The 24,577-nt window shown below is 48.1% G+C and carries 27 protein-coding genes, 2 tRNA genes and 1 pseudogene; 13 read left to right on the forward strand and 17 right to left on the reverse strand.

Annotated features, from left to right (window positions below; translation table 11 throughout):
- The first annotated feature begins 119 nt into the window (after positions 1-119).
- From LG288_RS08070 to LG288_RS08080, 3 genes are all read left to right on the forward strand, one after another.
- Positions 120-1,310 carry a pyridoxal phosphate-dependent aminotransferase gene (locus tag LG288_RS08070; RefSeq protein ID WP_404399688.1) on the forward strand — a complete coding sequence of 397 codons (1,191 nt, stop codon included), beginning with the start codon at positions 120-122 and terminating at the stop codon, positions 1,308-1,310.
- 765 nt (positions 1,311-2,075) lie between these two features.
- Positions 2,076-2,152 (forward strand) — tRNA-Asn (locus LG288_RS08075).
- Positions 2,153-2,182: 30 nt separating this feature from the next.
- Positions 2,183-2,259: transfer RNA gene (locus LG288_RS08080), tRNA-Asn, on the forward strand.
- A gap of 182 nt (positions 2,260-2,441) precedes the next feature.
- Here the strand turns inward: LG288_RS08080 and LG288_RS08085 are convergent.
- A pseudogene (locus tag LG288_RS08085) lies at positions 2,442-3,284 on the reverse strand (glycosyltransferase family protein); the annotation flags it as partial.
- A gap of 21 nt (positions 3,285-3,305) precedes the next feature.
- Positions 3,306-3,833: a phosphatase PAP2 family protein gene (locus LG288_RS08090; RefSeq protein ID WP_404399689.1), complete on the reverse strand. Its 528-nt coding sequence runs from the start codon at positions 3,831-3,833 to the stop codon at positions 3,306-3,308.
- A gap of 201 nt (positions 3,834-4,034) precedes the next feature.
- Between LG288_RS08090 and rsxA the strand changes: the two genes are divergently transcribed.
- The 7 genes from rsxA to nth are packed head-to-tail and all read left to right on the forward strand — an operon-like array spanning position 4,035 to position 9,861.
- Positions 4,035-4,616 carry an electron transport complex subunit RsxA gene (rsxA, locus tag LG288_RS08095; RefSeq protein ID WP_404399690.1) on the forward strand — a complete coding sequence of 194 codons (582 nt, stop codon included), beginning with the start codon at positions 4,035-4,037 and terminating at the stop codon, positions 4,614-4,616.
- Positions 4,616-5,200, forward strand: a complete 585-nt coding sequence (rsxB, locus tag LG288_RS08100) for an electron transport complex subunit RsxB (protein ID WP_404399691.1) — start codon at positions 4,616-4,618, stop codon at positions 5,198-5,200. Before rsxA ends, rsxB begins: the two co-directional genes overlap by 1 nt.
- Positions 5,201-5,209: 9 nt before the next feature.
- A complete protein-coding gene (rsxC, locus tag LG288_RS08105; RefSeq protein ID WP_404399692.1) occupies positions 5,210-6,829 on the forward strand; it encodes an electron transport complex subunit RsxC in 1,620 nt (539 codons plus the stop codon).
- Positions 6,826-7,893 (forward strand): electron transport complex subunit RsxD, encoded by a 1,068-nt coding sequence (gene rsxD / locus LG288_RS08110; protein WP_404399694.1) that lies wholly within the window; start codon positions 6,826-6,828, stop codon positions 7,891-7,893. Before rsxC ends, rsxD begins: the two co-directional genes overlap by 4 nt.
- Positions 7,886-8,530 (forward strand): electron transport complex subunit RsxG, encoded by a 645-nt coding sequence (rsxG, locus tag LG288_RS08115; protein WP_404399695.1) that lies wholly within the window; start codon positions 7,886-7,888, stop codon positions 8,528-8,530. Before rsxD ends, rsxG begins: the two co-directional genes overlap by 8 nt.
- Complete coding sequence (locus tag LG288_RS08120; protein ID WP_404399696.1) at positions 8,523-9,215, forward strand: electron transport complex subunit E; 693 nt, start codon at positions 8,523-8,525, stop codon at positions 9,213-9,215. The genes rsxG and LG288_RS08120 overlap by 8 nt, the downstream gene beginning before the upstream one ends.
- 10 nt (positions 9,216-9,225) lie before the next feature.
- The gene (gene nth / locus LG288_RS08125) at positions 9,226-9,861 is read left to right on the forward strand and encodes an endonuclease III (protein ID WP_404399697.1); all 636 of its coding nucleotides are present in this window, start codon (positions 9,226-9,228) and stop codon (positions 9,859-9,861) included.
- On the opposite strand, the gene LG288_RS08130 is transcribed toward nth, so the two are convergent.
- Positions 9,858-10,775: an OmpA family protein gene (locus tag LG288_RS08130; protein WP_404399698.1), complete on the reverse strand. Its 918-nt coding sequence runs from the start codon at positions 10,773-10,775 to the stop codon at positions 9,858-9,860. The genes nth and LG288_RS08130 overlap by 4 nt on opposite strands.
- Positions 10,776-10,940: 165 nt before the next feature.
- On the opposite strand from LG288_RS08130, the gene rnt reads away from it, so the two are divergent.
- Entirely contained in the window at positions 10,941-11,570 is a 630-nt protein-coding gene (rnt, locus tag LG288_RS08135) for a ribonuclease T (RefSeq protein WP_404399699.1), read from the forward strand.
- Between the two features lie 69 nt (positions 11,571-11,639).
- Here rnt and LG288_RS08140 read toward each other — a convergent pair whose 3' ends face one another.
- Positions 11,640-12,245, reverse strand: coding sequence for a peroxiredoxin (locus LG288_RS08140; protein WP_404399701.1), 606 nt, complete (start codon positions 12,243-12,245; stop codon positions 11,640-11,642).
- A gap of 127 nt (positions 12,246-12,372) precedes the next feature.
- Positions 12,373-12,714, reverse strand: a complete 342-nt coding sequence (locus tag LG288_RS08145) for a Grx4 family monothiol glutaredoxin (RefSeq protein WP_404399702.1) — start codon at positions 12,712-12,714, stop codon at positions 12,373-12,375.
- Between the two features lie 231 nt (positions 12,715-12,945).
- Here LG288_RS08145 and LG288_RS08150 point away from each other — a divergent pair, with 231 nt between their 5' ends.
- A complete protein-coding gene (locus tag LG288_RS08150) occupies positions 12,946-13,527 on the forward strand; it encodes a superoxide dismutase (protein WP_404399704.1) in 582 nt (193 codons plus the stop codon).
- Positions 13,528-13,583: 56 nt separating this feature from the next.
- On the opposite strand, the gene fadR is transcribed toward LG288_RS08150, so the two are convergent.
- Positions 13,584-14,294, reverse strand: coding sequence for a fatty acid metabolism transcriptional regulator FadR (fadR, locus tag LG288_RS08155; RefSeq protein ID WP_404399706.1), 711 nt, complete (start codon positions 14,292-14,294; stop codon positions 13,584-13,586).
- Positions 14,295-14,443: 149 nt separating this feature from the next.
- Between fadR and dsbB the strand changes: the two genes are divergently transcribed.
- Positions 14,444-14,959: a disulfide bond formation protein DsbB gene (gene dsbB / locus LG288_RS08160; RefSeq protein ID WP_404399708.1), complete on the forward strand. Its 516-nt coding sequence runs from the start codon at positions 14,444-14,446 to the stop codon at positions 14,957-14,959.
- On the opposite strand, the gene LG288_RS08165 is transcribed toward dsbB, so the two are convergent.
- From LG288_RS08165 to LG288_RS08215, 11 genes are all read right to left on the reverse strand, one after another.
- Entirely contained in the window at positions 14,939-15,382 is a 444-nt protein-coding gene (locus LG288_RS08165; RefSeq protein WP_404399709.1) for a YcgN family cysteine cluster protein, read from the reverse strand. The two genes, dsbB and LG288_RS08165, sit on opposite strands and share 21 nt — an antisense overlap.
- Before the next feature lie 11 nt (positions 15,383-15,393).
- The gene (locus tag LG288_RS08170) at positions 15,394-16,437 is read right to left on the reverse strand and encodes a lytic transglycosylase domain-containing protein (protein WP_404399711.1); all 1,044 of its coding nucleotides are present in this window, start codon (positions 16,435-16,437) and stop codon (positions 15,394-15,396) included.
- The gene (locus LG288_RS08175) at positions 16,434-16,679 is read right to left on the reverse strand and encodes a YcgL domain-containing protein (protein ID WP_404399712.1); all 246 of its coding nucleotides are present in this window, start codon (positions 16,677-16,679) and stop codon (positions 16,434-16,436) included. Before LG288_RS08175 ends, LG288_RS08170 begins: the two co-directional genes overlap by 4 nt.
- Positions 16,680-16,702: 23 nt before the next feature.
- Complete coding sequence (gene rnd / locus LG288_RS08180; protein ID WP_404399713.1) at positions 16,703-17,866, reverse strand: ribonuclease D; 1,164 nt, start codon at positions 17,864-17,866, stop codon at positions 16,703-16,705.
- Entirely contained in the window at positions 17,863-19,533 is a 1,671-nt protein-coding gene (gene fadD, locus LG288_RS08185) for a long-chain-fatty-acid--CoA ligase FadD (protein WP_404399714.1), read from the reverse strand. Before fadD ends, rnd begins: the two co-directional genes overlap by 4 nt.
- Before the next feature lie 83 nt (positions 19,534-19,616).
- On the reverse strand, positions 19,617-20,501 hold the full coding sequence (locus LG288_RS08190; RefSeq protein WP_404399716.1) for an alpha/beta fold hydrolase: 885 nt from the start codon (positions 20,499-20,501) through the stop codon (positions 19,617-19,619).
- Entirely contained in the window at positions 20,501-21,082 is a 582-nt protein-coding gene (locus LG288_RS08195) for a Slp family lipoprotein (RefSeq protein ID WP_404399717.1), read from the reverse strand. The genes LG288_RS08190 and LG288_RS08195 overlap by 1 nt, the downstream gene beginning before the upstream one ends.
- A gap of 20 nt (positions 21,083-21,102) precedes the next feature.
- Positions 21,103-21,399 carry a hypothetical protein gene (locus LG288_RS08200; protein ID WP_404399718.1) on the reverse strand — a complete coding sequence of 99 codons (297 nt, stop codon included), beginning with the start codon at positions 21,397-21,399 and terminating at the stop codon, positions 21,103-21,105.
- 72 nt (positions 21,400-21,471) lie between these two features.
- Positions 21,472-22,206, reverse strand: coding sequence for a tRNA (adenosine(37)-N6)-threonylcarbamoyltransferase complex dimerization subunit type 1 TsaB (gene tsaB / locus LG288_RS08205; protein ID WP_404399719.1), 735 nt, complete (start codon positions 22,204-22,206; stop codon positions 21,472-21,474).
- Positions 22,199-24,118, reverse strand: a complete 1,920-nt coding sequence (locus LG288_RS08210) for an ATP-dependent DNA helicase (RefSeq protein WP_404399721.1) — start codon at positions 24,116-24,118, stop codon at positions 22,199-22,201. The genes tsaB and LG288_RS08210 overlap by 8 nt, the downstream gene beginning before the upstream one ends.
- 97 nt (positions 24,119-24,215) lie before the next feature.
- Positions 24,216-24,494, reverse strand: coding sequence for a hypothetical protein (locus tag LG288_RS08215; protein WP_404399722.1), 279 nt, complete (start codon positions 24,492-24,494; stop codon positions 24,216-24,218).
- Positions 24,495-24,577: the final 83 nt, after the last annotated feature.

Genomic DNA, 24,577 nt, shown 5'->3' on the forward strand with positions numbered 1-24,577 from the left:
AAATGAGACGCTCAGTGTACCCTAAAATGGCCTGGCTTGGCTATGTCGATAGACTTTCCGGAGCAGCCTACGTATCATGACCTATTGGATATCAATTTACTTCGATGAAAGGATTTGCCGTGGAATATCAATTGTCCGATCGCGTCAACTCGATCCAGCCCTCACCGACTCTGGCGGTTAGCCAAAAAGCCAACGAATTAAAACAGCAGGGCCATGATGTTATTGGTCTTGGCGTCGGCGAGCCCGACTTTGACACACCACAATTTATAAAAGACGCTGCCGTGCAGGCCATCAGTGATGGCAAAACCAAATACACCGCAGTGGATGGTATCGATGAGCTGAAGCAAGCTGTGGTCGAAAAATTCAAACGTGATAACCAGCTGGACTATCAGCCCGACGAGGTCATTGTTTCGTCGGGCGGCAAACACAGTATTTTCAATTTGTTGTCGGCCTGGTTAAACCCCGGCGACGAAGTGATTATACCGGCTCCCTACTGGGTCTCCTACCCCGACATGACAAAACTGGTTGGCGCTGAGCCGGTAATCGTGCAGGCCGGCATTGAACAACGCTTTAAAATAACGGCTGAACAGTTACGTGCAGCTCTGACCGATAAAACGCGTTTAATGTTCATTAATAGCCCATCGAATCCTAGCGGTACTGCTTACTCCGCAGATGAGCTGAAGGCGCTGGCAGAAGTGCTTCGCGAATACCCTGACGTGCTAATTGCCACTGATGATATGTATGAACACATACTCTGGTCAGAAAATAGCTTTGTCAATCTACCCATGGTTGCCCCGGATCTTAACCAACGTACCGTGATTCTTTCCGGTGTTTCCAAAGCTTATGCAATGACCGGGTGGCGCATTGGCTATGCTGCAGGTCCCAAAACCATTATTGCCGCAATGAAAAAGATCCAGTCGCAAAGTACTTCAAATCCGGCCAGCATCAGTCAACATGCGGCGGCTGCAGCACTTAGCGGAGATCAATCCTGCATCAAAACAATGGTAGATGAATTTAAAAAACGCCATGATTATTTAGTTGACGCGCTGAATAGCATTGATGGGGTTGATTGTCTTGAAGGTGACGGTACATTTTACTGTTTTGCCCACATCGAAGGGTTAATGGCCAAAGCCGGCGTTAACAGCGATGTTGAGCTATGCGAGCTATTGTTGACAGAGGCCAAAGTCGCTTTAGTACCTGGCTCCGCGTTTGGAGCAGAAGGCTACTGCAGACTATCTTTCGCCACCAGCATGGATATCCTGAAACAGGCCATCAGCAGAATACGGGCCTTCGCGGACGCCCTCGTTTAATATAAAACCTTTAAAAACAGGTAGTTTAAGAAACTTCGATGCGAAGTGACTCAATTACCTGTTTTTTTATACACTTACCAATTCTTTTTCAGTCAATTCCCCTTACTTTTTAAACTACAATTATATTACAACTAGTCAGTGGCTGCTCTGCAGGCCAATTGTTGTCTACAGGCCAGGTTGGATCAAGAAACAGGCCAGCTTTATAGCTCAGCAAGGGCAATTCAGGGTTATATTTTATACAAATAAGATAAGAAATACACAAGTTGCTGAATCTTCACCCGATTCCATAAGTGTTCTAATTTAGTCAAGTATTAAATTTAGAAGGTTTTAATAAGCCATTGTTTTTTAACATTTTATTTATTTCTAATTACTTTCTGACCAATCTTATTTTTTCCCTGAAGGCCGCATCAGACAAGCAATTGCACAGACTTAAACACAGGGTTATCCACAGAATCCGTGGATAAGATCCTGTAGCCGTTAGCTTACAACGGTTAGCGCAATCTGTGGATAATTACTAACCACCTGTAACTATAACTAATAGCATAGGCATTAACATGACAGTCTATTGACATTGTCCGGTAAAGCATTTAATACAACTAAAACCCCGAAAAGCCTAAAAGTACGCTTCATTACCCCTGTAATTAGTCCGTTTATAATTAATCCGTAGAAATATTCAGCAATTGCATCAAAATTAACGAAAAAATGCCTGCCAACAGTTGACACCCCCGACCAACCTCTTTAATATTCGCTGCCGTTGAACGTTGTTCCCCAGTAGCTCAGTTGGTTAGAGCGGTGGACTGTTAATCCATGTGTCGTTGGTTCGAATCCAACCTGGGGAGCCAAACAACATTAGCTTCAACATAGTATGCAATTCCCCAGTAGCTCAGTTGGTTAGAGCGGTGGACTGTTAATCCATGTGTCGTTGGTTCGAATCCAACCTGGGGAGCCATTCCAAAGTGATTCCCGTAATTCACCTTTTGACTGCACTGCGCCATTAGCTAACCAATGCGCTGTTGCCGCAGCAACATTACTCCACTGCAGCTCCGCAGGCCGCTTCTGCCCCAAAGTTGTCATTAGCCATTGACCAATATGATGTTCATCAATTGAGCGTAGCACCGTCGCCCGTCCGTCCTGCTCCAGTAACCTTGCATTCCAGAACTGCTCAAATTGTCCGCGCAGAGGCTTCACAGCCAAATGTTTTGCCTGATTGAGTGATTCGCAGGTGGTTTCAAAACCAGAATTTGCAATAACACCATCAGCTAATCCTAACTGTTCAGCAAAAGCCTCTCTTGATGGCGGTAAACCCAAAATATGATCGCTGGCAAAATACTTCACATCGGTTATTGCCGGATGAAAAAGACTGAACGAATAGGCTTTAAATGGCAGCAACGCATCAACAACCGCATATAAGTCTTCAAATGGCAGGTAAACCAATACGTGTTTTGCCGATAGCTGTACACTATGATGTTGCCTGACAACCGGCGGAAGACAATCATTTAAAGGCTGCCAGTGCATGCCCAGCCATTCATTTGCTGGTGCAAAGCTATCCACCAGGAAGCGCTGCCAACGCGTTAATTTGTGGTAAAGGCAAGGGTCTTTAAACGCATATTGCCGACCGATACCAATACAGCGTTTATTAGCGAGCTTTGCTGCCCAGGCCGTAACAGGTTCAAAATCAGAGACGACGAGATCATACTTGTCGACTTCTAATTCCCGCACCTCCTTACTAAAACCTATTAATGAATTAGCCGCCAATGTTTTTAAAATTCGCACGCGCCCTGCGTCAGTATGAAAAGTCAGACCCTTTTTATGCTGATATTCACCAAAAATTTCTTCATCAAATAGATTAGATGCGGTTCGACCGGAAATCAGGTAATCAACCTGTACCGGAAGTTTAGCAAGCTCACTGGCAATTCGGTAACAGCGACTCAGATGACCATTACCAGTGCCTTGGATCCCGAACAATATGCGCATAAACCACCGTTAATTATTTCGTTAAATAGCCAGCAACAGAATGACTTCAGCAATCGCTAAACCCAGACATGCGCCAGCGATGACGTCCGTAGGATAATGAACGCCAACAGCAACACGAGAAAAACCAATAGCTAAAGCCCAGGGCCAGAGGGCGACGCTTAATGGAGGAAAGAAGCAATGAGTTATCGAAGAAAAGACAAAAGCTGCACAAGTATGCCCAGATGGAAAACTGAATTTATCATGTGCTTTCAGTAGCGCATTAATTGTTACCCAGGAGCCACTGGGCCGAGTCCGGCGGAAGCTGTTTTTAAGTAACCAGTAAATTGGCCGTTCGATACTGAATGCCAGGGCTAAGGTCCAAAAATAAGTCCATGGAAGTGCCAGCGTAATGGTTGCCAACAATGTACCAATGACATACCAGTAGCCGTCTCCGGAAGCTGACACTGTACGAATAAATACCGCATAAAAAGGTTTTCGCCGACATTCTGACAACCGCTGGTATAAACGCCGATCCCATCGAGTTACCCGCTGTTGAAGCATAAAAAGCATTCAACCGTCCTTTCGCTAATGACATGCTCACTGGGTTACTATCAGCAACTGATGTTGCAAGCAAAGGAAAGTTAATTGACAAAATAATGACAAAATCAGAGTAAAACCAAGAAAATGATAACAGCCCTACTCTGTGTCGGTTGTTTATCGACGCTAAAACGCCGATAATAGCCAGGTTATTTTAAGCCTTCGGAAAGCGCCATGACCGACTATTTGCTGCTACTAATTGGAACGGTACTGGTTAATAATTTTGTACTGGTCAAGTTCCTTGGTTTATGCCCTTTTATGGGTGTATCGAATAAACTCGATACGGCCATCGGCATGTCCGCTGCAACAACCTTTGTCCTGACATTAGCATCCGTGTGCAGTTATTTGGTTAACCAATATTTATTGGAACCTTTAGGTCTAATGGCCCTGCAGACGCTAAGTTTTATCCTGGTCATTGCCGTGGTCGTACAATTTACCGAAATGGTGGTGCATAAAACCAGCCCGACGCTTTATCGTTTACTGGGCATCTTTTTACCCTTAATCACGACCAATTGTGCTGTCTTAGGCGTCGCGTTACTGAATATCAACGAGCAACATAATTTCGTCCAGTCGATTGTCTATGGGTTTGGTGCCGCTATTGGCTTTTCCCTGGTTTTAATTCTCTTTTCGGCGTTACGGGAGCGGCTTGCCGCAGCCGATGTCCCGCAAACATTCAAAGGGTCAGCCATCGCTATGATCACGGCAGGCCTGATGTCACTGGCGTTCATGGGCTTTAGCGGTTTGGTGACAAGTTAATGGATATTTTGACAGGTTTAATCAGCATTGGTGTGCTGGCACTTATTTTTGGTCTGATCCTGGGTTATGCCGCAGTAAAATTTAAAGTCGAAAGCGACCCCATTGTTGAACAAATTGACGCGGTATTACCACAAACCCAGTGCGGTCAGTGTGGCTATCCCGGCTGTCGCCCCTATGCCGAAGCCATTGCCAATGGCGATGATATTAATAAATGCCCCCCCGGCGGAGAGGCAACCATTAAGCAACTGGCCGATTTGATGGGAGTGGAACCTAAGCCGCTGGACTCAGCCCACGGCGAAGAGGACGAAAAAAAGGTTGCTGTCATTCGTGAAGATGAGTGCATAGGCTGCACTAAATGCATTCAGGCCTGCCCCGTCGATGCTATTCTTGGTGCCGCCAAGCAAATGCATACAGTAATTGAACACGAATGTACTGGCTGTGATCTCTGTGTTGAACCATGCCCGGTTGACTGTATTGACATGATTCCTTTAAAGGCTAAACCGGAAACCTGGCAGTGGGACCTATCGTCAGTCAGAAAAAATGTATCAATGGCGGATAGTATTCCGGTTAAGATGGTGGAGTAACTTAAGCGTATGCGGGACATTAATTCATTTGTCGAGGCTGGCGTCATTGGTCAGTTTCCGGGAGGAATTTATCCTCCGGAGCACAAACAGCCAGCCAATCAAGTTGCCCTGCGCCGCTTACCTCTGCCGGACGAACTGATATTGCCGCTGCGACAGCATATTGGCCCCTCCGGGCAGTGTCTGGTAAAAGCCGGTGATACAGTGTTAAAAGGCCAACAACTGACCGAAGCAGTACTTAGCCAGGGTTTACCTTTACATGCACCTACATCCGGTATCGTCAGCGCGGTAGAAGAACGGCCAACGGCCCATGCTTCCGGCCTGCCCGAGTTAGCTATTGTTATTACCCCGGATGGTGAAGAGCGCTGGCAAAAATTACCACCGCTTGCCGATTATCGACAGTCTGATAAAGCAACCCTGCTGGAAAGAGTTCAGTCTGCCGGCATTGCGGGTCTCGGCGGGGCTGGTTTTCCGACCGCACAAAAGCTGGCTCGACAAAAGCCGATCGAGTATTTAATCATTAATGGCGTGGAATGCGAGCCTTATATCTGTGCCGATGACCGCCTAATGCGCGAAAAAGCTGACGAAATTGTCAGCGGGATGCAGATTCTTCAGTTCATCAGTTCCGCACAACGGATTATTCTGGCTATCGAGGACAATAAACCGGAGGCCATCGAGGCTATGAAGGCTGCGGTTCAGGGCATCGATGACATTATATTAAGGGTGGTACCGACAAAATACCCGTCGGGCGGCGAAAAGCAGTTAATCCAGATGCTGACAGGAGAACAGGTACCGCATCAGCAGTTGCCTCTTGATATGGGTTTGATCATGCAAAACACCGGCACCGCCTATGCCGTAAAGCGTGCCGTCATTGACGGCGAGCCCCTATTGGAACGAGTTGTCACCTTAACCGGTAAACAAATGCAAAAACCCGGTAATGTATGGGCTTTACTGGGTACTCCGGTCGAGCATCTGTTAACCGCAGGCGAATATCAGGCTACTGACCAGCCCCGCATTATTGCTGGTGGTCCGATGATGGGCTTTACCCTGCCCAGCCTAAAGGTTCCGGTCATTAAAACCACCAACTGTATTTTGACCCCAAGTCAGCAAGAGCTGCCTGAAAGCGGACCCGAAATGGCCTGTATACGCTGCGGTGCCTGTGCAGATGTATGTCCTGCCAGTTTACAACCGCAGCAGTTACAATGGCTTGCAAAAGCAAAAAATTATGACGACCTCGAGCAGCAGGATCTGTTTGACTGTATTGAATGCGGCGCTTGTGCTTATGTCTGCCCCAGCGAAATTCCACTGGTGCATTATTACCGCAAAGCAAAAGCGGAAATTCGAAATATCGCCCGCGACAAGGCCAAAGCGGAGCTTGCCCGGCAACGGTTTGAGGATCGCCAGCAACGCCTTGAACGCGAAAAACAAGAACGTGAGGAACGCCACCGCAAAGCAGCCGAGGCCCGTAAAAAAGCCCAGCAGCAGCAGAGTAAAGCCAGTACTTCGTCAACAGGCTCCGATGACCAACCCGCACAGGATAAATCCAGTGCTGTAGCCGCCGCGATAGCCCGGGCCAAAGCCAAAAAAGCCGCACAACAGCAGCAGGCGGACAATGAGGACAACAAATCATGAATTTTCGCATCGCCGCGGCCCCTCATGGCCATAGCCAACGCCGTACCAGCGATATTATGCGCTGGGTTTGTTATGCGCTCATTCCGGGAGTATTGGTCCAGAGTTACTTTTTTGGTGCCGGTGTCTGGATTCAAATACTGTTAGCAGTAATTACGGCGTATATTAGCGAAGGCCTCTGTATGCTGGCGCGCAACCGCGATGCTCGCTCGGCTTTGCGTGACAATACCGCACTGGTTACGGCCGTATTGCTGGCTATTTCGATCCCCGGCCTTGCGCCATGGTGGGTTATCGTAATCGGTACGGCTTTTTCAATTGTGGTGGTAAAACAGATTTATGGTGGCATGGGGCAAAATATTTTTAATCCGGCAATGGCCGGTTATGTGCTGTTGCTGATTTCGTTTCCGGTGCAAATGACAAACTGGTTGCCGCCGGCAACACTGACCGAGTACGATTTAACCCTTTGGCAAACCCTGCATACCATTTTGTTTGAATACACCCCTGCCGGGTACAGCGTTGAGCAACTGCGTACTACAATAGACGGTGTAACTATGGCAACGCCGCTGGATACGGTAAAAACGGCGTTAGCACAAAGTTATACTCTGACGGAAATCTATAACAGGCCTCAATTTTCAAGCCTTGCCGGCGTCGGCTGGCAGTGGGTCAACCTGGCCTTTTTGCTGGGGGGCTTCATACTGTTGTATAAGCAGGTGATCAGCTGGCATATTCCGGTAGCCGTTTTAGCCGGTCTGCTGATACCTGCCTTTATTGCTCACCTGTTTGCCCCTTCGGTGATGCCGGGACCCATTTTTCACGGGTTAAGCGGAGCAACGATGCTGGGCGCGTTTTTTATTGCTACGGATCCTGTTTCAGCTGCAACCTCAAACAAAGGCCGGCTGGTATTCGGTTTGATGATCGGTTTCCTAATCTGGACAATTCGCAGCTGGGGTGGATACCCTGACGGCGTTGCCTTTGCCATTTTACTGGCCAATTTAAGTGTACCCCTAATCGACCGTTATACCCGACCAATTGTTTACGGGCACCAACAGAGGGCTTCTGATGACTAAAAAAAGCATGCAGCGTAATGGCTTTCTGTTGGCCGCTTTCGCAATAGTGGCGACCTTTTTGGTATTAGCAGTAGAAGCGTTAACCGCTGATCGGATTAAGTCACAGCAGCGAGCACAAACGCTCCGTAGCCTCAATGAAATTATCCCTGCCGATCGACACGACAATGATCTATATCAGTCTTGCGGTTTAGTTCGTAATCCGGCGCTCGGCAGCGAGCAACCAATGCCGGTGTACCGTGCATTCGATGATCAGAAACCGACCGCGCTGGCTGCCGAAATTATCGCTCCGAATGGTTACTCCGGACCTATTCGGTTACTATTAGCTATCCGGCCTGACGGAGAAATACTCGGGGTCAGAACGTTGCAGCATCAAGAAACGCCCGGTCTGGGAGACAAAATTGAGTTACAAAAAAGTGACTGGATCTTATCCTTTGCTGGCAAGCAGGTTCGCTCGGCTGACGATGAGCGCTGGACAGTACAGCGCGATGGCGGCATGTTTGACCAGTTCACCGGGGCAACCATTACCCCACGGGCAGTGGTACAGGCTGTAAAAACAGCCGCCCTTTATTTAGAAGAAAACAGTACAACTCTGTTTAACAGTGATCTGGCAAATTGTCAGGAGGCATCTAATGAATGAGTATAAACAACTCACCCAGCAAGGCCTTTGGCATAATAATCCGGCGTTGGTTCAGCTTTTGGGCTTGTGCCCCCTGCTGGCAGTTACTGCTTCGGTGACCAATGCTATGGGGCTGGGGCTTGCTACACTTTTTGTACTGATCGGTTCTAATGTCACCGTCTCACTGGTCCGACAGTGGGTACCACAAGAGATTCGCATTCCCGTTTTTGTTATGGTCATCGCCACGTTTGTGACCATAGTTCAGCTACTGATGAACGCTTATGTTTTTCAACTTTATCAATCATTAGGGATTTTCATACCGTTAATTGTTACCAATTGCGCCATTATCGGTCGGGCCGAAGCATATGCCTCCAAAAATCCCTGGCAGAGATCGGCATTTGACGGTTTCGTGATGGGTCTTGGCTTCGCTTTGGTCTTAATTATACTAGGTGCCCTGCGCGAAATTGTTGGTAATGGCACCTTATTCGATGGTGCCGAGCTATTGCTGGGTGACTGGGCAGCCAACCTTCGAATAGAATTATTTCAGGTCGACTATCCCCTGTTGTTGGCGGTGTTACCGCCCGGAGCCTTTATTGGTATGGGCTTTATTATTGCATTAAAAAACTTTATCGATGCGCGTCTGGAAGCCAGGGCCGAAAGAGCGCAAAAAACCGTAACCCGCGCCCGCGTTACCGCTCAGTCTTAATGGCAAAACAATGAACAAACAAAAACGTTATGAAATCTTATCGCGGTTAAGGGACAATAATCCCAACCCAACAACCGAGCTTGAATTCGACACACCATTTCAGCTACTGATAGCCGTGCTTCTCTCGGCTCAGGCAACTGACGTCGGTGTCAATAAAGCCACCCGTAAGCTTTTCGCCGCCGCTCCGGACGCCCAATCAATGCTGGCATTGGGTGTTGAGGGTATTAAGGACTACATCAAAACCATCGGTTTGTTTAATTCAAAAGCCGAGAATGCTTATAAAACCTGCAAGATTTTAGTTAACCAATACGATGCTGAAGTGCCTGCTGACAGAGAGGCGTTAGAGGCGTTACCCGGAGTTGGCCGTAAAACCGCTAATGTAGTTCTCAATACAGCTTTTGGCTGGCCAACCATAGCCGTTGACACCCATATTTTCAGAGTATCCAATCGTACCCGCCTGGCGCCGGGTAAAAACGTTAAAGAGGTTGAAGAAAAGCTCATTAAAGTAGTGCCGAAAGAGTTTAAAGTCGACGTTCACCACTGGTTAATTCTGCACGGCCGCTATACCTGTGTGGCGCGTAAGCCACGCTGTGGTTCATGTATTATCGAAGATCTTTGCGAGTATAAAGATAAAACCTGCGATTAAAGCTGAAAACCTTCTTGCTTTGACAGCTGTACCACCACGCGCCGGTTTTTTGCCCGGCTCAGTTCGCTTGAATTGCCCGCTACCGGTCGGTCTTCACCATGACCAACCGTGTCTATGCGCTGTTCATCAATTCCCCGTTCGACAAAAAACTGTTTAATTTCCTCAGCACGTTTTTCCGACAGTTCCTGGTTAGGGCCCCGGGCGCCAAGCGAGTCAGTGTAAGCATCGACTAAGACCAGGTCGAGTTCGCCGTCAGCGGCCAGATACTGGCTTATTTGCTCCAGCTTCTGCCTGGACGCGTACGTTAGCTTTTCACTGTTGTCTTTATGGTTTAAGACAGTATACGCGATGTCGTCAAAGCTAAAAGGCAACAGGCCGTTGACACAATCTTTAAAAGCATCATACGCAGTCCGGAAGTTAACCGCCGACAACGCCACCGCTACGGTATCTTTCCCTTGATACCAGTCTTGGTAATAAAAGGTTGGAAAGCGGCCTTTCTCCAGCTCAGCCAGAACCGTCCATGCCATGTTTTTTTGCAGTTCGCCGTCAAATTGCTTGTACAGCGACATTTCACCTAACTCATAAGTTGAAGCCCCGGGCTGCCAGCGCGGCGCAACAGAATCGATTTTAGCTACCCCATAATTATCCGGTAGCTGATGCATCTCCATCTGCATACGCAAATTCAGATTTTTACTGGCCTTACTATTGAATTCAACTTTGCCATAACGGGGGATGCGATGCTCAAGACCACAGGCAAGGGGGGAGTCTTGCTCTATGTACCAGATGGAATTATCCAGATTCGCACTGTAGTGGCGCACAGAGTTCGCCGACACACTCAGAGTGACAGCTGCACTGCTGGTCAATAGCATAAGCGAGAATAATCGCGACGTTAACAGCGATTGGGTAAACGGCATAATTTCCCCTGCACAGTTCGAAGGTCTGGTTTAAGCTTTTTAACTCTTGGTTAACTAGACTATCGGCCTGAAATCAAAATGCTTTAATGCCAATAGGCGACAACTCCCGGTAGTTTTTGGCATACTGTAGCTGCTAATGCGATAACCTTACAACCAGGAGTGTTAATGGTGGACTCAAGCGAGTCAATGATGAAGCAACGTTTTCGCGGCTATATGCCAGTGGTTATTGATGTGGAAACAGGGGGCTTTAATGCCCGCGAGGATGCGTTATTAGAAATTGCCGCGGTATTAGTGGACTTCGACGAAACAGGCTTACTTAAACCCACGCAAACGTTACATTATCACGTTGAACCTTTTGCCGGCGCGAATATCGAGCAGGCAGCCATTGATTTTAATGGCATTGTCCCTGATTCGCCCTTGCGCGGCGCTGTTAGCGAGGCGCTGGCGTTAAAAGAGATGTTTAAGCCCATCCGCAAAGCACAAAAAGAAGCCGGCTGCCAGCGCTGCGTTTTAGTCGGGCATAATGCTAATTTTGACCACAGTTTCATGATGGCGGCCGCTGAGCGGGCGCGTATAAAACGCAACCCGTTTCATCCATTTGTCAGTTTTGACACTACCTCTCTGGCCGCTTTGACCCTTGGCCAGACAGTACTGGTGAAGGCTTGCGAAGCCGCAGGTATAGCTTTTGATAAAAAACAGGCTCACTCAGCAATTTACGATACAGAACGCACCGCAGAACTTTTTTGCTGGATGGTCAACGAATGGAAGACTTTAGGTGGCTGGCCGCGCAGCTAACTCGCAGCTAACTAAGTAAGCAGAATAAAAAAAACCGCCCCTGGAGGGCGGTTTTCAACTGCTTAATATTTACAGTTTATCGGCGTTCTTAGATAAGTAAGCCGCAACGCCTTCAGGATTATCCTTCATGCCTTCCTGACCTTCTTCCCAGCCGGCCGGGCATACTTCACCGTGCTTCTGGTGGAAGTTCAGGGCATCAACCATGCGCAGCATTTCGTCAACGTTACGGCCTAATGGCAAGTCATTAACAACCTGGTGACGGACAACGCGATCTTCGTCAATTAAGAACGAACCACGGAACGCAACACCAGCTTCCGGATGCTCAACATCGTAAGATTTACAGATGCTGTGACGAACGTCAGCAACCAGTGGGTATTTAACCTGACCAATACCACCGTCATCAGTAGAGGTATTACGCCATGCGTTGTGGCTGAACTGTGAATCAATTGAAACACCGATCACTTCAACACCGCGCTTTTTGAACTCATCCAGACGCTTGTCAAATGCAATCAGTTCTGAAGGACAAACAAAAGTGAAGTCCAGAGGGTAAAAGAAAATAACCGCTTTCTTGCCTTTGATTTGCTCAGAAAGCTTAAAGTCTTCAACGATTTCACCGTTTCCCAGTACTGCTGCCGCAGTAAAATCAGGTGCCTTACGACCTACAAGTACAGCCATTGATTCTCTCCATTTGTTGAAATAAAAATTGCTTCAGCAAAGCGCGTTAACGCAAACCATAATGCAGACCATCGTTAAGTGCGAACCCAACGAGTTATTTTCAAGGGCTGCATGCTAAGAGTTTGTGCTACGACTCTTCACTTGGTTCCGGATGACGATCTGCTACTTCAGTGACTAACTGCTGCAGTTCACCTGTCTGGAACATCTCTACAATAATATCACAGCCACCGACTAACTCTCCCTCGACCCACAATTGCGGGAACGTCGGCCAGTCAGCGTACTGAGGTAATTCTGCACGAATGTCAGGGTTTTGCAAGATATCCACATACGCAAATGCTTGTCCGCATCCCATTAATGCCTGCGAAGCCTGCGATGAAAAACCACAGCTTGGTAATTTAGGGGACCCCTTCATGTAAAGAAGAATGGGATTTTCAGAGATTTGTTGCTTAATTTTATCGACAGTTTCCATGGGACCTCTGTTTGACCGTTAGAGTAACTAACCTAGGGCTAATGGTTGATTAAAATACTCAAGTATTATAACAAACTCAACCCCGAATTTCTTGATAAAAAATCCATCACCAAAAAAATAAAGCACTTGAAAACAGAACCAGTCGGACCTATATATCGTAGTTAGCGTATAACTTGTACAAACACTTTGTGCGAGTGGTCTTTGCATAAGAAAAACTACGGAGAGAATATTATGGCGTTTGAACTACCTGCTCTGCCTTATGAAAAAAATGCTTTGGAACCGCACATTTCAGCGGAAACACTGGAATACCATTACGGCAAACACCACGCAACTTATGTCAGCAAATTAAATGATGCAGTCAAGGGTACTGACCTGGAAAGCAAAAGCCTGGAAGACATCATCAAATCGCAAACCGGCGGCTTATTTAACAACGCTGCTCAGGTATGGAACCATACCTTTTACTGGCACTGCTTAAACCCAAACGGCGGCGGTGCACCAAACGGCCCGATTGCTGATGCAATTAATGTCAAATGGGGCTCGTTTGAGAAGTTTCAGGAAGAATTCAATGCCAGTGCTGCCGGCAACTTCGGTTCAGGCTGGACTTGGTTGGTTAAAAAGCCGGATGGCTCAGTCGATATTTTAAATACCGATGATGCAGACACCCCTGTCGCACACGACGATGTCGAGCCTTTACTGACCGTCGATGTTTGGGAACATGCTTACTACATTGACTACCGCAACTCTCGCCCAAATTATCTGGAAGCGTTCTGGAAGCTGATCGATTGGGACTTTGTTAACAAAAACTTTGCCTAACACTTAACGTTGCTGAGTTAGATAAAAAACCGGGCTGTTCGCCCGGTTTTTGCTTTTTAATCTACCAGATCTCCAGGCATATCGCCGCGCAGGCTATGCCAGATTTTAGCCGACTCATACCCGTATCGGCGGACTAAATTCACTGATTCATTGTAATCGCCACGGCTTGCAACCTCGGCCAGATTCGCATAATAATCACGCGCCAGCTGTCTTGCTTCTGCTGAGGAAAAGTAATACTGGCCAATCCGTGAGTAAAGACCTTTAAAGCCATTCAGAATCAGCACATAAATTGGATTTTCTGCAGCCATCGCCATGTCATGGTTTAATTGGTAGTCAAATTCGGCAAATTCTTGCTCGTCATCGTTAAGCTCCGCAGCCTGTTGCAATAACTGCAGTGCTCTGTCCGGATTGTGCCGTATTGCAGCACGAATATAGATGGCACTGATATTGGTCCGCGCAGATAACAGCTGATCCAACAGCTCGGGCATGCCGTCTTCATCAAGACGCGCTAATGTTTCCAGTATATTAAGACCCGAAGTTTCCCAAAAGTTATTCACTTTGGTTGGTTTGCCGTGTTGTATGGTTAACCAACCATCGCGTGCTAACCGTTGCAACACTTCACGCAGGGTTGTCCGGGTAACGCCAATGAGTTCCGACAGCTCTCGTTCTGCCGGTAATATCGTGCCGGGGGCGAAATGGCCATTCCAAATGGATTTCACAATGTATTCCTCGGCAAAGCCGGCGGGGCTTTTCGCTTTTATAATCATTCTGATGCCTGTCGATTGAACAATAGACGAATTCTACCAGCCTTCTATCAGGTCGGACAAGCTGCGCTGCTACCTTTATATCGACAACATGGCGGCATTTCGATAAAGTTTAGCGGTTATTTCGCCAAACTTTACTTCTAGGACTCAAAATGACATCAATTGCCCGCTGGCCGTTGCAGCAGCTACCCTGGACCTTACTTTTTCTCGGTAGCACTTTATTGTTCATTGGTGCACTTTATTTTCAGTACGCAATGGATTTAGAGCCCTGCGTTAAATGTGTTTATCAGCGGGCTGCAGTAGCCGCTATTGCTGTTGCTGCAGTGATTGGCGGGCTTGGTCGTAATTACTGGGTGACGCGTTGGCTAGGGTTATTGGGCTGGGCTTACGCCTCATTTCAGGGGCTTTTAGTAGCCTATGACCATTGGGATTTACAAACATCAAAAAATGCGTTTTTTGCGGTTTGTGAAAATCAGCCTAATTTTCCCGCCTGGTTACCATTACATGAGTGGCTGCCCGGCTTTTTTGGAGCCACAGGATTATGTGGTGATATTGACTGGGACTTTTTAGGCATGGGGATGCCCGGCTGGATGACATTTATTTTTGCCGGCTTTTTTATTGTTGCGGTGCTGGTTTCGTTGTTGCACCTATTTCGCGGCAGGCCCTAATGGCCAGGTAACAATCCGGCTTTCTAAATCGCCGTTAAAATCCCGTTCGCTGATGCAGCGCCCGGCGACATGGACACCGGCTGCTTTCATGGCTTTTTTATCACCACCATGGCGCAAAGGATGCCAGCCGGGCAGCGGTTGCCCGTTGGCACGCAGTCGATAGGCGCAAGTGGCCGGCATAAAGTAAACTTGTTGCAAGTTATCGGCAGTTAACCGAACACATTCAGGAACTTTCTGCGAGCGATTCGGATAATCTTGGCACAAAGCACGGTCGGTATCCAGCAGCCGACAGGCAACATCAGTCTGATACAGCTGATCCTGCTCATCAAGCAACTGGTTCAGACAGCATTGACCGCAGCCGTCACACAAAGCCTCCCACTCGGACTCAGAGAGGCTTTCCAGGGGTTTGTCATACCACTGCATTAAGCTCAAGGCTAAGGTGCAAAACGTATCCGGTCGGACAAATAACCAACCGCAGCAACGAAATAATGAGAACGATTCCAGCGCATTAAGGCATCATAATTTGAGTACGCTAAATAAATCCGGCCTTCGCGATCATCGGGTATCACTACAGAAGCTTTAATATCGTCTCGGTTCGGCAGTGCTGAACCGTCCATACGTGTAACACCAAGTGCCTGCCACTGGTCCAGTGACTTCTTAACATCCAGGTCAGCCAGGGTCGTATCAAAGTTGTCAGGTAGCTTAACCTGCCGGCCCCAGGTTACATCATCACGCCAGCCAACCGACTTTAAATAGTTTGCCGCAGACGCAAAAACGTCGCCGTAACTGTTCCAGATGTCTTTTTTACCGTCCCCTTCATAGTCGACCGCAAAACTCATAAATGAGCTTGGCATAAATTGGGTCTGCCCCATAGCGCCGGCCCAGGATCCCTTCATTTGTTGGGGCTGAATATGACCTTCTTCGATTATCGTTAAAGCTTCCCATAGCTGCTTTTTAAAAAACGCTTCTCGGCGTCCGTCAAAAGCCAGAGTCGTTAGCGCCGACACCACCTTAAAACCGCCGGTAAATGAACCGAAGTTAGTTTCTATCCCCCAAAGCGCCACAATAAAGCGTGGCTGCACGCCATACTGCTGGCCAATCTCATCCAGCAACTCTTTATGCTGCTGATATTTTTCCAGCGCCTTCTCCGCTTTCCATTCGGGTACTGCCCGCGGTAGATAGGTATCCAGAGTTAACTTAAATTCCGGCTGATTTTTATCAAGTTCCACGGCACGCTGGTAATATTCAATATCTGCAAACGCTTTATCGAGTGTTTCAGCTTGATAGCCCTTTGCTAAAGCTTCTTCTCTTAAACTAGTGACGTAATCAGCGAATTGCTGTTCAACTTCAGCTTGTTCTGCTTCATGGCTATGTTCTTTACCCTCTTGCGAATCATGGGGACTGGCAAAAGCTGGCAGGGTCAGTAGGCACTGGCTTGCAAATAAAGCAAGCCAGCCGAAGTTAATCAATTTTTTCACGCGTTAAGCTCCTGCTTTGGGGGTAACTGAAGGTAATACCCCGTGTCGTTAAGATGTTCTATCAATGCCTGGCTAGTGATTCGGGCCAGCTGACTACGCTCGCTTAAATTAATCGTTAAGACTTTGCTGGCCGGGCCAAACTGCTGTTGCAACTGGTCAGGTAACTCCTGGTATTCTGCCCCCATCGGCAAATATAGGTAGGTATCCATTCTTTTACCGCTGCGGTAAACTTCACATAACATGCTTTTTCGTGCTCCCGAGATAACTAAACCAAGCCTTTTAACTCTGGTTCCAGGTAGTGCCAGCGCCAGCCACGGCTTAGGTCCGGTGGCGCAAGGCGTTGTTGCTGTTCACTGGTAAACTGCCAGTAATAATTCAGAAAATCATTAATTTGTTTTCGTGATGCGATAAGAGCAGTATCCACTTGCAGCTTGTCAGCCAGCTTTTGAATCGCTGCCTTAATGTTTTTTACTGCCGCTTTATACCCGTCCATATCATCAAGTCGCTGCAGATTTTGCGGAAGTTGATGCTCGCTTTGCTGCTGCCCCTGACTAATTACCTGGACGATTTCTTTACCTGAATATTTCCGCGTCAATGGCGGCAGTCCCTCTATGGCCAGCAGCTGTCTTTCTGTCCCTGGCTGGCGCCGCGCCAGCTCTAGTAAAACACCGTCTTTAAAAATAAAGCCTAAGGGTATATCACGCTGTTGCGCTTTGCGCTGACGCCAGGCAGTCAGCGCTCTGAGTATACCCAACTGCTGCCGGTTTAACTGCCAGGCATTACCAACAAACAGATACAGCAGGTCCGGTGCCACTTGCTGGGTTCTTTTTTCGACTTGTAAGCGACTTTCTGCCTGCACCAGCTGGGTTACTTCACGTTGCTCGCACAGCTCCAGTAAATAGGGGTACATGGCAGACAGGTAGCTGGCATCAGCCGCAGCATAATCAAGTTGTTCCTGGCTCAGGGGCCGTTTTAACCAATCCGTGCGCGATAAGCTTTTATCCAGTTCTACCCCACCACACAATTGGTCAACTAACTTTGCGTAACCCAGCGACGCGCCTAAACCGCAGAAGCCAGCAGCAATTTGAGTATCAAATAAGGACTGTGGAGATTGCTGCCCGGCCTGATGGTAAAATAACTCAATGTCTTCTCCACCGGCATGTAATACGGTTTTTATTCGAGCATCGCCAATGATTTCCCATAATGGCGCGAGATCAATTTCAGCCAGTGGGTCAATAATCACCGTCGCACCTTCAGCATGGGCTTGCAGTAAGCCCAACCTTGCGTAATAGGTACGCTGACGGACAAACTCAGAATCGATAGCAAACCAGCCCGCGCTGCGGGCTAGCTGACAAAAATCTGTTAAGTCGGGTGTATTATCGATGGTCTGATAAGACAAAGTCGATTGCGGAACTTTTATTAAACTCAATCGTTTTCCTCGTCGCGCAGTTCTTTACGGAGTATTTTACCCACGTTAGATTTTGGCAGTTCATCACGAAACTCAACCAGTTTAGGTACTTTATAACCGGTCATATTTTCCCTGGAGAAATCAATCACTTCACGTTCAGTCAGCGAGCTGTCTTTTTTCACAATAAAGACTTTAACAGCCTCACCGGAAGACTCATGCGGTACGCCGATAGCAGCCGACTCCAGCACTTTAGGATGATCAGCCAGGACGTCTTCAATTTCATTGGGGTAAACGTTAAAACCGGAAACCAAAATCATATCTTTTTTACGATCAACAATTTTAAAATAACCGCGCTCATCACAGGTTGCCATATCTCCGGTGGCAAACCAGCCATCTTGCATAGACTCTGCAGTTGCGTCAGGGCGGTTTAGATAACCCAGCATAACCTGCGGCCCTTTGACATGCAGCTCACCGGGCTCACCCAACGGCAATTCCTCGCCACTGTCAGGGTCACAGATCTTCATTTCAGTACTGGGAACCGGTAAGCCGATACTGCCGGTATAATGTTCGATATCATAAGGATTAACGGTTACCACAGGTGCGCACTCAGTCAGTCCGTAGCCCTCTAGCAGACGTGACTTGGTTACTCGCTCCCAGTGTTCAGCTACGGCTTTTTGAACGGCCATTCCGCCGCCAAGAGCTACTTTAAGGTTGGAAAAGTCGAGGTCTTTAAAGCCGCGCGTATTCAGTAAACCATTAAACAGGGTATTGACCCCCGAAATCATAGAAAACGAGTACTTGTTCAGCTCCTTGACAAAACCGTCCATATCTCGGGGATTGGTAATCAGAATGTTTTTACCGCCATGCTTGATAAACGTCAGGCAATTAGCGGTTAAAGCAAAAATATGGTAGAGCGGTAAGGCGGTGATTATCACCTCTTCACCGTCGTTCATAATGGGAGTAATTACGGAAGACACCTGTTCCAGATTGGCGACCATATTGCGATGCGATAACATCGCACCTTTGGCGACGCCGGTCGTCCCTCCGGTGTATTGCAGAAATGCCAGGTCATCGCCGGTCAGTTCCGGCCGCTCGTAGTTCAGCGATTTCCCTTTTGTAACCGCACTGTTAAAATCCGTCACACCAGTCAGATTGTAGCTCTCGACCATGCGCTTGACGTATTTAACCACGACATTAACTACCCAACGTTTCGGGGCCGGTAACATGTCACCAATTTGAGTAGTGATAACCTGTTTAACGTCCGGAACTTCTGTCTTGATTTTGTCCAGGGTATGGGCAAAGTTCTCCAGGATGACAATAGCCTTGGCCTGCGAGTCGTTTAACTGATGCTTCAGTTCGCGCGGTGTATACAAAGGGTTGACATTAACTACCGTCATGCCGGCGGATAAAATACCAAAGAGCGCTACGGGGTATTGCAGGATGTTGGGCATCATCACAGCTACCGCATCACCTTTCTTCAAGCCGGTACTTTGTAAGTAAGCAGCAAAATACTTTGCTTTTTCGCCCAATTCGGTGAAGCTCATTTCGCGATCCATGTTCACGAATGACGTTTTATCGCCGTACTTTTTGACACTCATTTCAAGAATGTCAACTAACGAGGAGAAGTGATCAGGATCAATTGTTTCTGGCACCCCAGCCGGGTAATTTTTAAGCCAAATTTTATCCATAGTGAGCTCCGAATGAATCGTTTTATTGTTATTATGCTGATATTTAGTCGTTAATCATCGCATATCCGACCAGTGAATCCTAGTCACTCGGCCCGGCAAATATTGGCCAATAATGTCGCTATCGCTTGTGGACTTTCCATATGCAGATGGTGGCCACCAGGTAGTGTATTAATGTTCAGCTGCTCAATACAGTGTTGCCATCTTTCTACCGCGTTAGCCAGCTTAGAATAACCGGCTTCGCCGCGCAATAAAGTCACGGGCACGTCAATTTTTGCTAATACCTGATCCACTGTCGCAGCCGGTAGCCGGTAAGGAGACGTGCTTTTAACCTGAGGATCAGCGCGCCACTGCCAACGGCCTTTTGCGTTTCGGTAACAGCCGCGTTGCAATAGCATTTCCACCAGTTCTTTGGAAAAGTCAGCGGTTTTTAGACGCGCATCAACCGCGCTGGCCAATTCACTATAATCGCGCCAGCGGCCGCAGCTTAATTTTCTCCGTGACTGAAAGCCATCCAGTAGTTGTTGGTGTGCATCTTCACCGTCACTCACCACTAACCCGAAAGCTTCAATCAGTATCAGGTGCTTAAGCCTGTCTGAGCAAAGGCTGGCTACGATATTAGCGGCAAAACCGCCCATTGAGTGACCCACCAGGGTCAGGTTCTGCCAGTCTTGTTGCTGAATAATTAACCACAAGTCATAAGCGTAGTCGATGAAGTGATAGTGGTTCCCGGCGGGCCGATGATCCGATAGCCCATGACCGGCGAAATCCAGCGCAATCAATGCGCCCTGCCTGGTGTCCCAATGTTCGGCAACAGGTAAAAAACTGTGTGCGTTGTCCAGCCAGCCATGAGTACAAACAACAGCAACCTGTCCGGGGTTACCCCAACAAAGACCTCTTATGGTTCCCCAGGGCAGACGATAACTGACTGCATTAGCTGCAGCCAGTGTCTTGCTGTAAGCAGAAAGCATTATTGTTTTTCTGTACCGCTGTCTTTCTCGTTGCCAGTGGGTCGAACAACAGGATGCGGCGTGTAGTATGGCCGATAAGGAAAGGGTGCATAAAAATTATGCCGGAACCACAGAGGCGAATAATCGATTCCCGTTTCTATCTTTTCTTTTGGCTTTTCCCACAAGTAAACACCATCCGCTTCAAGAACCGGATAAGTATAAGTGTAATCGTCGATTTTACCCGATTGCGCAGCACGAATAGTACCTAAAGCTGTCAGGCTGCGGCCTTGTTTATAAACCTGCGGGTCAAGAAAACGGTCAACCAGAACCAAGAAGCGACCTTGTGTGTCGTCGCTTACTACCGGACGACCCCAGCTTTTTAACGGAAAGTGAACCATTTCAACAATGGTCATTTCATCGCCATTGCGCACGTCAGCGATTACGCCACCCCAGCGGGCTCGTTCGCCAACCACCTGTTCGCTATTCTCGGCTGCTGACTGATAACTCACTAAGGCGTCTTCATTTTCTGTCGCGATAGGATCGGGAAACATACTGCAGCCGGCTAAGAACAACGCGGCTAATACCATTATACCGTATCTCATAATGCACCACCTTGATTCGGTTAGGCGTATAAATCAACGCCAAACATGGATTCCACTTGCTCACGCCGTTCGTTTAACTGAATTCCCTGATAGGCTTCTAGTGCCCGGCGCGACGATTGTGGAGGCTCATCATAAAAGGTGTTCAGCTGCTGCCAACGCTGCGCACGCTGGCGGCTGGAGTCGGCAGCCGGCACCACTTCATTACGTCGTAAAGTGTCCGTCGCTTCGGTTTTAACGCTATCCTGCGGACGCGGCTTTTCGGCCGGTTGCCCCGGGTAACGTTCAAACGGCTGTACACCTAAACCATCTAATCTCACCAGCTCTCACCTATCATTTGACTACCTCTATTATGGCGAGTTCAGTCGCTAATGCCAAGTTATACTGACCGATTAACGCCCGGGCAGTTTTTTCCAGGTCACTTCATTACGAACATAAAGCGGCTCCAGTTCAGAAGCGCTGATGGCTTGTACCTGTTTTGCCTGTACTAAACTCAACATATCTTTAGCTTCCGGCAATCGGCAGTCTGGATGCAGATTAACCGGTCCAGGCAGGCTTTGTGCTAATAAATCATGATAGCTGTCCCAGCCCGTACCTGCCCCGGCAATGACAGTATCCTGATCGATCTGCAGTTGCGCTAGCGGCTGCTGGAACAGCTCGGGCCCGGGCTTGGCGACCGCCGGCTCAGTCAAGGGCACGGCTATACCATTTATATTTTCGTAAAGGGCATAATAAATTTCAGCCATGCGCGCATCGATACTGCTTAAAATAATCGCAGGATGGGCTGCACCATCTTTACCAGAGTGACTGCGAATGGCATGCTGAGCCAGAGTCTGCAGACTGTTTACAGGATAGACCGGCAACTGTTGACTGAAAGCTAACCCCTGGGCAATAGAGATGGCTATCCGCACCCCGGTAAAACTCCCCGGACCGCTACCCACAACCAGCCCCTGTAATTGCTGCAAGCTTATGTCAGCCTCGCTAAGAAGCTCTTGTACAAACGGCAATAGCCGCTGCGAGTGCTCACGAGGGCTTTCCGCTACCCGCTGATAAACGCGATCGCCGACCTGCAGTGCCGCCGAACAATTTTCTGTAGCCGTATCAATGGCCAGTAATATCTCAGTCATCGTTTTTCTCTTGCAAAAAGTTTAAGGCGTTAGTTAAACAGCGCGTTCGGGTCATCGGCGGTAAGCTTTTCAAAAACCGCGCTCCGTAATAACGGTTTACTAAGCGATTATCACACACCAGTAACACGCCGCGATCTCCGCTATCTCTAATCAGCCGGCCTGCGCCTTGCTTTAAAGCAATAATCGCTTGTGGTAACTGTATGGTATTAAAGGCATCAATGCCGCGTAATCTTGCATCTTCGACACGCGCGTTAAGTAAGGGGTCATCGGGCGAGGCAAACGGCAGTTTGTCAATAATCACACAGCGCAACGCATCTCCGCGCACATCGACACCTTCCCAGAACGAAGCAGTACCTAACAGTACCGCGTTGCCGGCCGCTGCAAACTGCTGCAGCAGATCCGATTTTCCGGCATCACCCTGCACCAAAACCGGCCGCTCCAGGACATCTCTTAAATGCGATGCCATCTGCTGCAGCATACGGTGGCTGGTAAACAGCAAAAAGGTACCGCCGTAGTTATGCTGAATGCACTGTTCTGCGATTTTAACCAGTTGATTATGGCGGCCAATATCATTAGCTTCGGGCAGGTAGCGCGGCAAACACAATAACGCCTGACGGGCGAAATCAAATGGACTGGCCAGCAGCAGGGTCTCGGCGTCGTATAAACCCAGTCTATGGGTAAAATGCTCAAACTTTTCATTAACGGCAATCGTAGCCGAGGTAAAAATCCAGGCACGCTGGCTATGCTTAACCATACCACCGAATTTTTTTGCCACGCTTAATGGCGTCTGGTGCAGAATAATGTGTCGGTTTGTGGTTTCGAACCAGTAGCTGTAACCGGTTTCCAGCGTATCCATTAGCTGTTTCCAGAGCTGCAGGTATTGTTCACCGCGCTCAATCAGGCTGTCCATTTCCTTATGTCTTCCACGCGCGGTTTTTATAACCTGCAGAAACAGCTCTAATTTTTCCTGCAAACGTTCGGTCGCTTCGGGCATCTCGGCCTGCTCGCGCCATTCTCTCCAGTTACCACGCATTGGTTCCCGGGGAAACTGTAGCCGCCAATCCTTTACCACTTGCTCAAACAGCCGAGCCATTTGGGTCGCCTGCGAAAGGTCTTTAAGCTCAGTCAAACATAAACGGCTCACTTCCTCGGCCAATTCGATTAATTGCCGGCTGGAAATTGATTCGCCGTAATACTGACTGGCTATATCCGGAACCTGATGGGCTTCATCAAAGACAACCACTTCACTGTCAGGAATAATTTCGCCAAAACCGGTATCTTTTACCGCTAAATCAGCAAAGAACAGATGATGGTTAACCACCACAATATCAGCTTTTCTGGCTTCTTCCCGTGCCTGCACTAAATGACAGTCATCGTAAACAGGACATTCTTTACCCAGGCAATTATCTTTGGTACTGGTCACCAGCGACATCGCATGTGCATCTTCCTGCAATTCATTCAATTCGCCAATATCACCGCTACGGGTCATGGTTGCCCAGCGTTTTACTTTTAATAGCTGGCTTTGCACTACCGGCGAAAACTGCCCTGCCTGCTGCTGCGCCTGCTCTAACCGATAGATACACAAATAGTTGGCACGCCCTTTGAGCAGGGCAATGACTTTTTTCGGCGCCAGGGCTTTGCGCAGTCGTGGTAGATCGCGATGAAAAAGCTGCTCTTGCAGGTTTTTTGTGCCGGTTGAAATAACGGCTTTGTCTTTTGTCAGTAAAATTGGAGCCAGATAGGCAAAGGTCTTCCCCGTTCCAGTTTCTGCTTCGACCACCAGCTGACCGCTGGTTTTGATAGTGGACTCAATTGCTGTCGCCATTTTTAATTGCGCATCGCGTGGCTGGAAACCTTCTATCGCTGAGGATAAAGAACCTTGAGCTTTAAAAACATTAGCGACTTGAGTCATGATGGCAGCGAATCCGGAACAGCAAAAAATAAAAAGACGGGATATTATGGCACAGCCTTTAAATGCTGTCAGGCAGGACAGTTAGGCAAAGTGTCGTTTAAGCGTAGGTGTCGATATGGCCGTCGCTGTCCTGTCCTTCGCTCTCAGGCTCAGCTGCTGACTGTCCTTGCTCGTTCTGCTGTTGATTGTGCTGCATCTGCTGATGATGTTGGCTGCGTTCGTCCCGCTCAGTAATCGAGTTACTCTCTTCCTCTTTGATTTTTTCGATCGCCTGCGCACGCTGCACCTGATGGATGCGCAGCGAGTCGCGGTTTTGCTCTATCGGTATCCGTGAATCTTTTGGAATCAAAGGTACCATCGCATCAAAATTAGCCACAGATAACCTCTCTTTTATTAACCTAAAGCACCGGCTAAAGGAAACTTAGCTGCCATTGCAGTCGACAACCTGAACTCCTATCG

The organism is Idiomarina seosinensis, assembly GCF_044797955.1.
Lineage (GTDB): Bacteria > Pseudomonadota > Gammaproteobacteria > Enterobacterales > Alteromonadaceae > Idiomarina > Idiomarina seosinensis_A.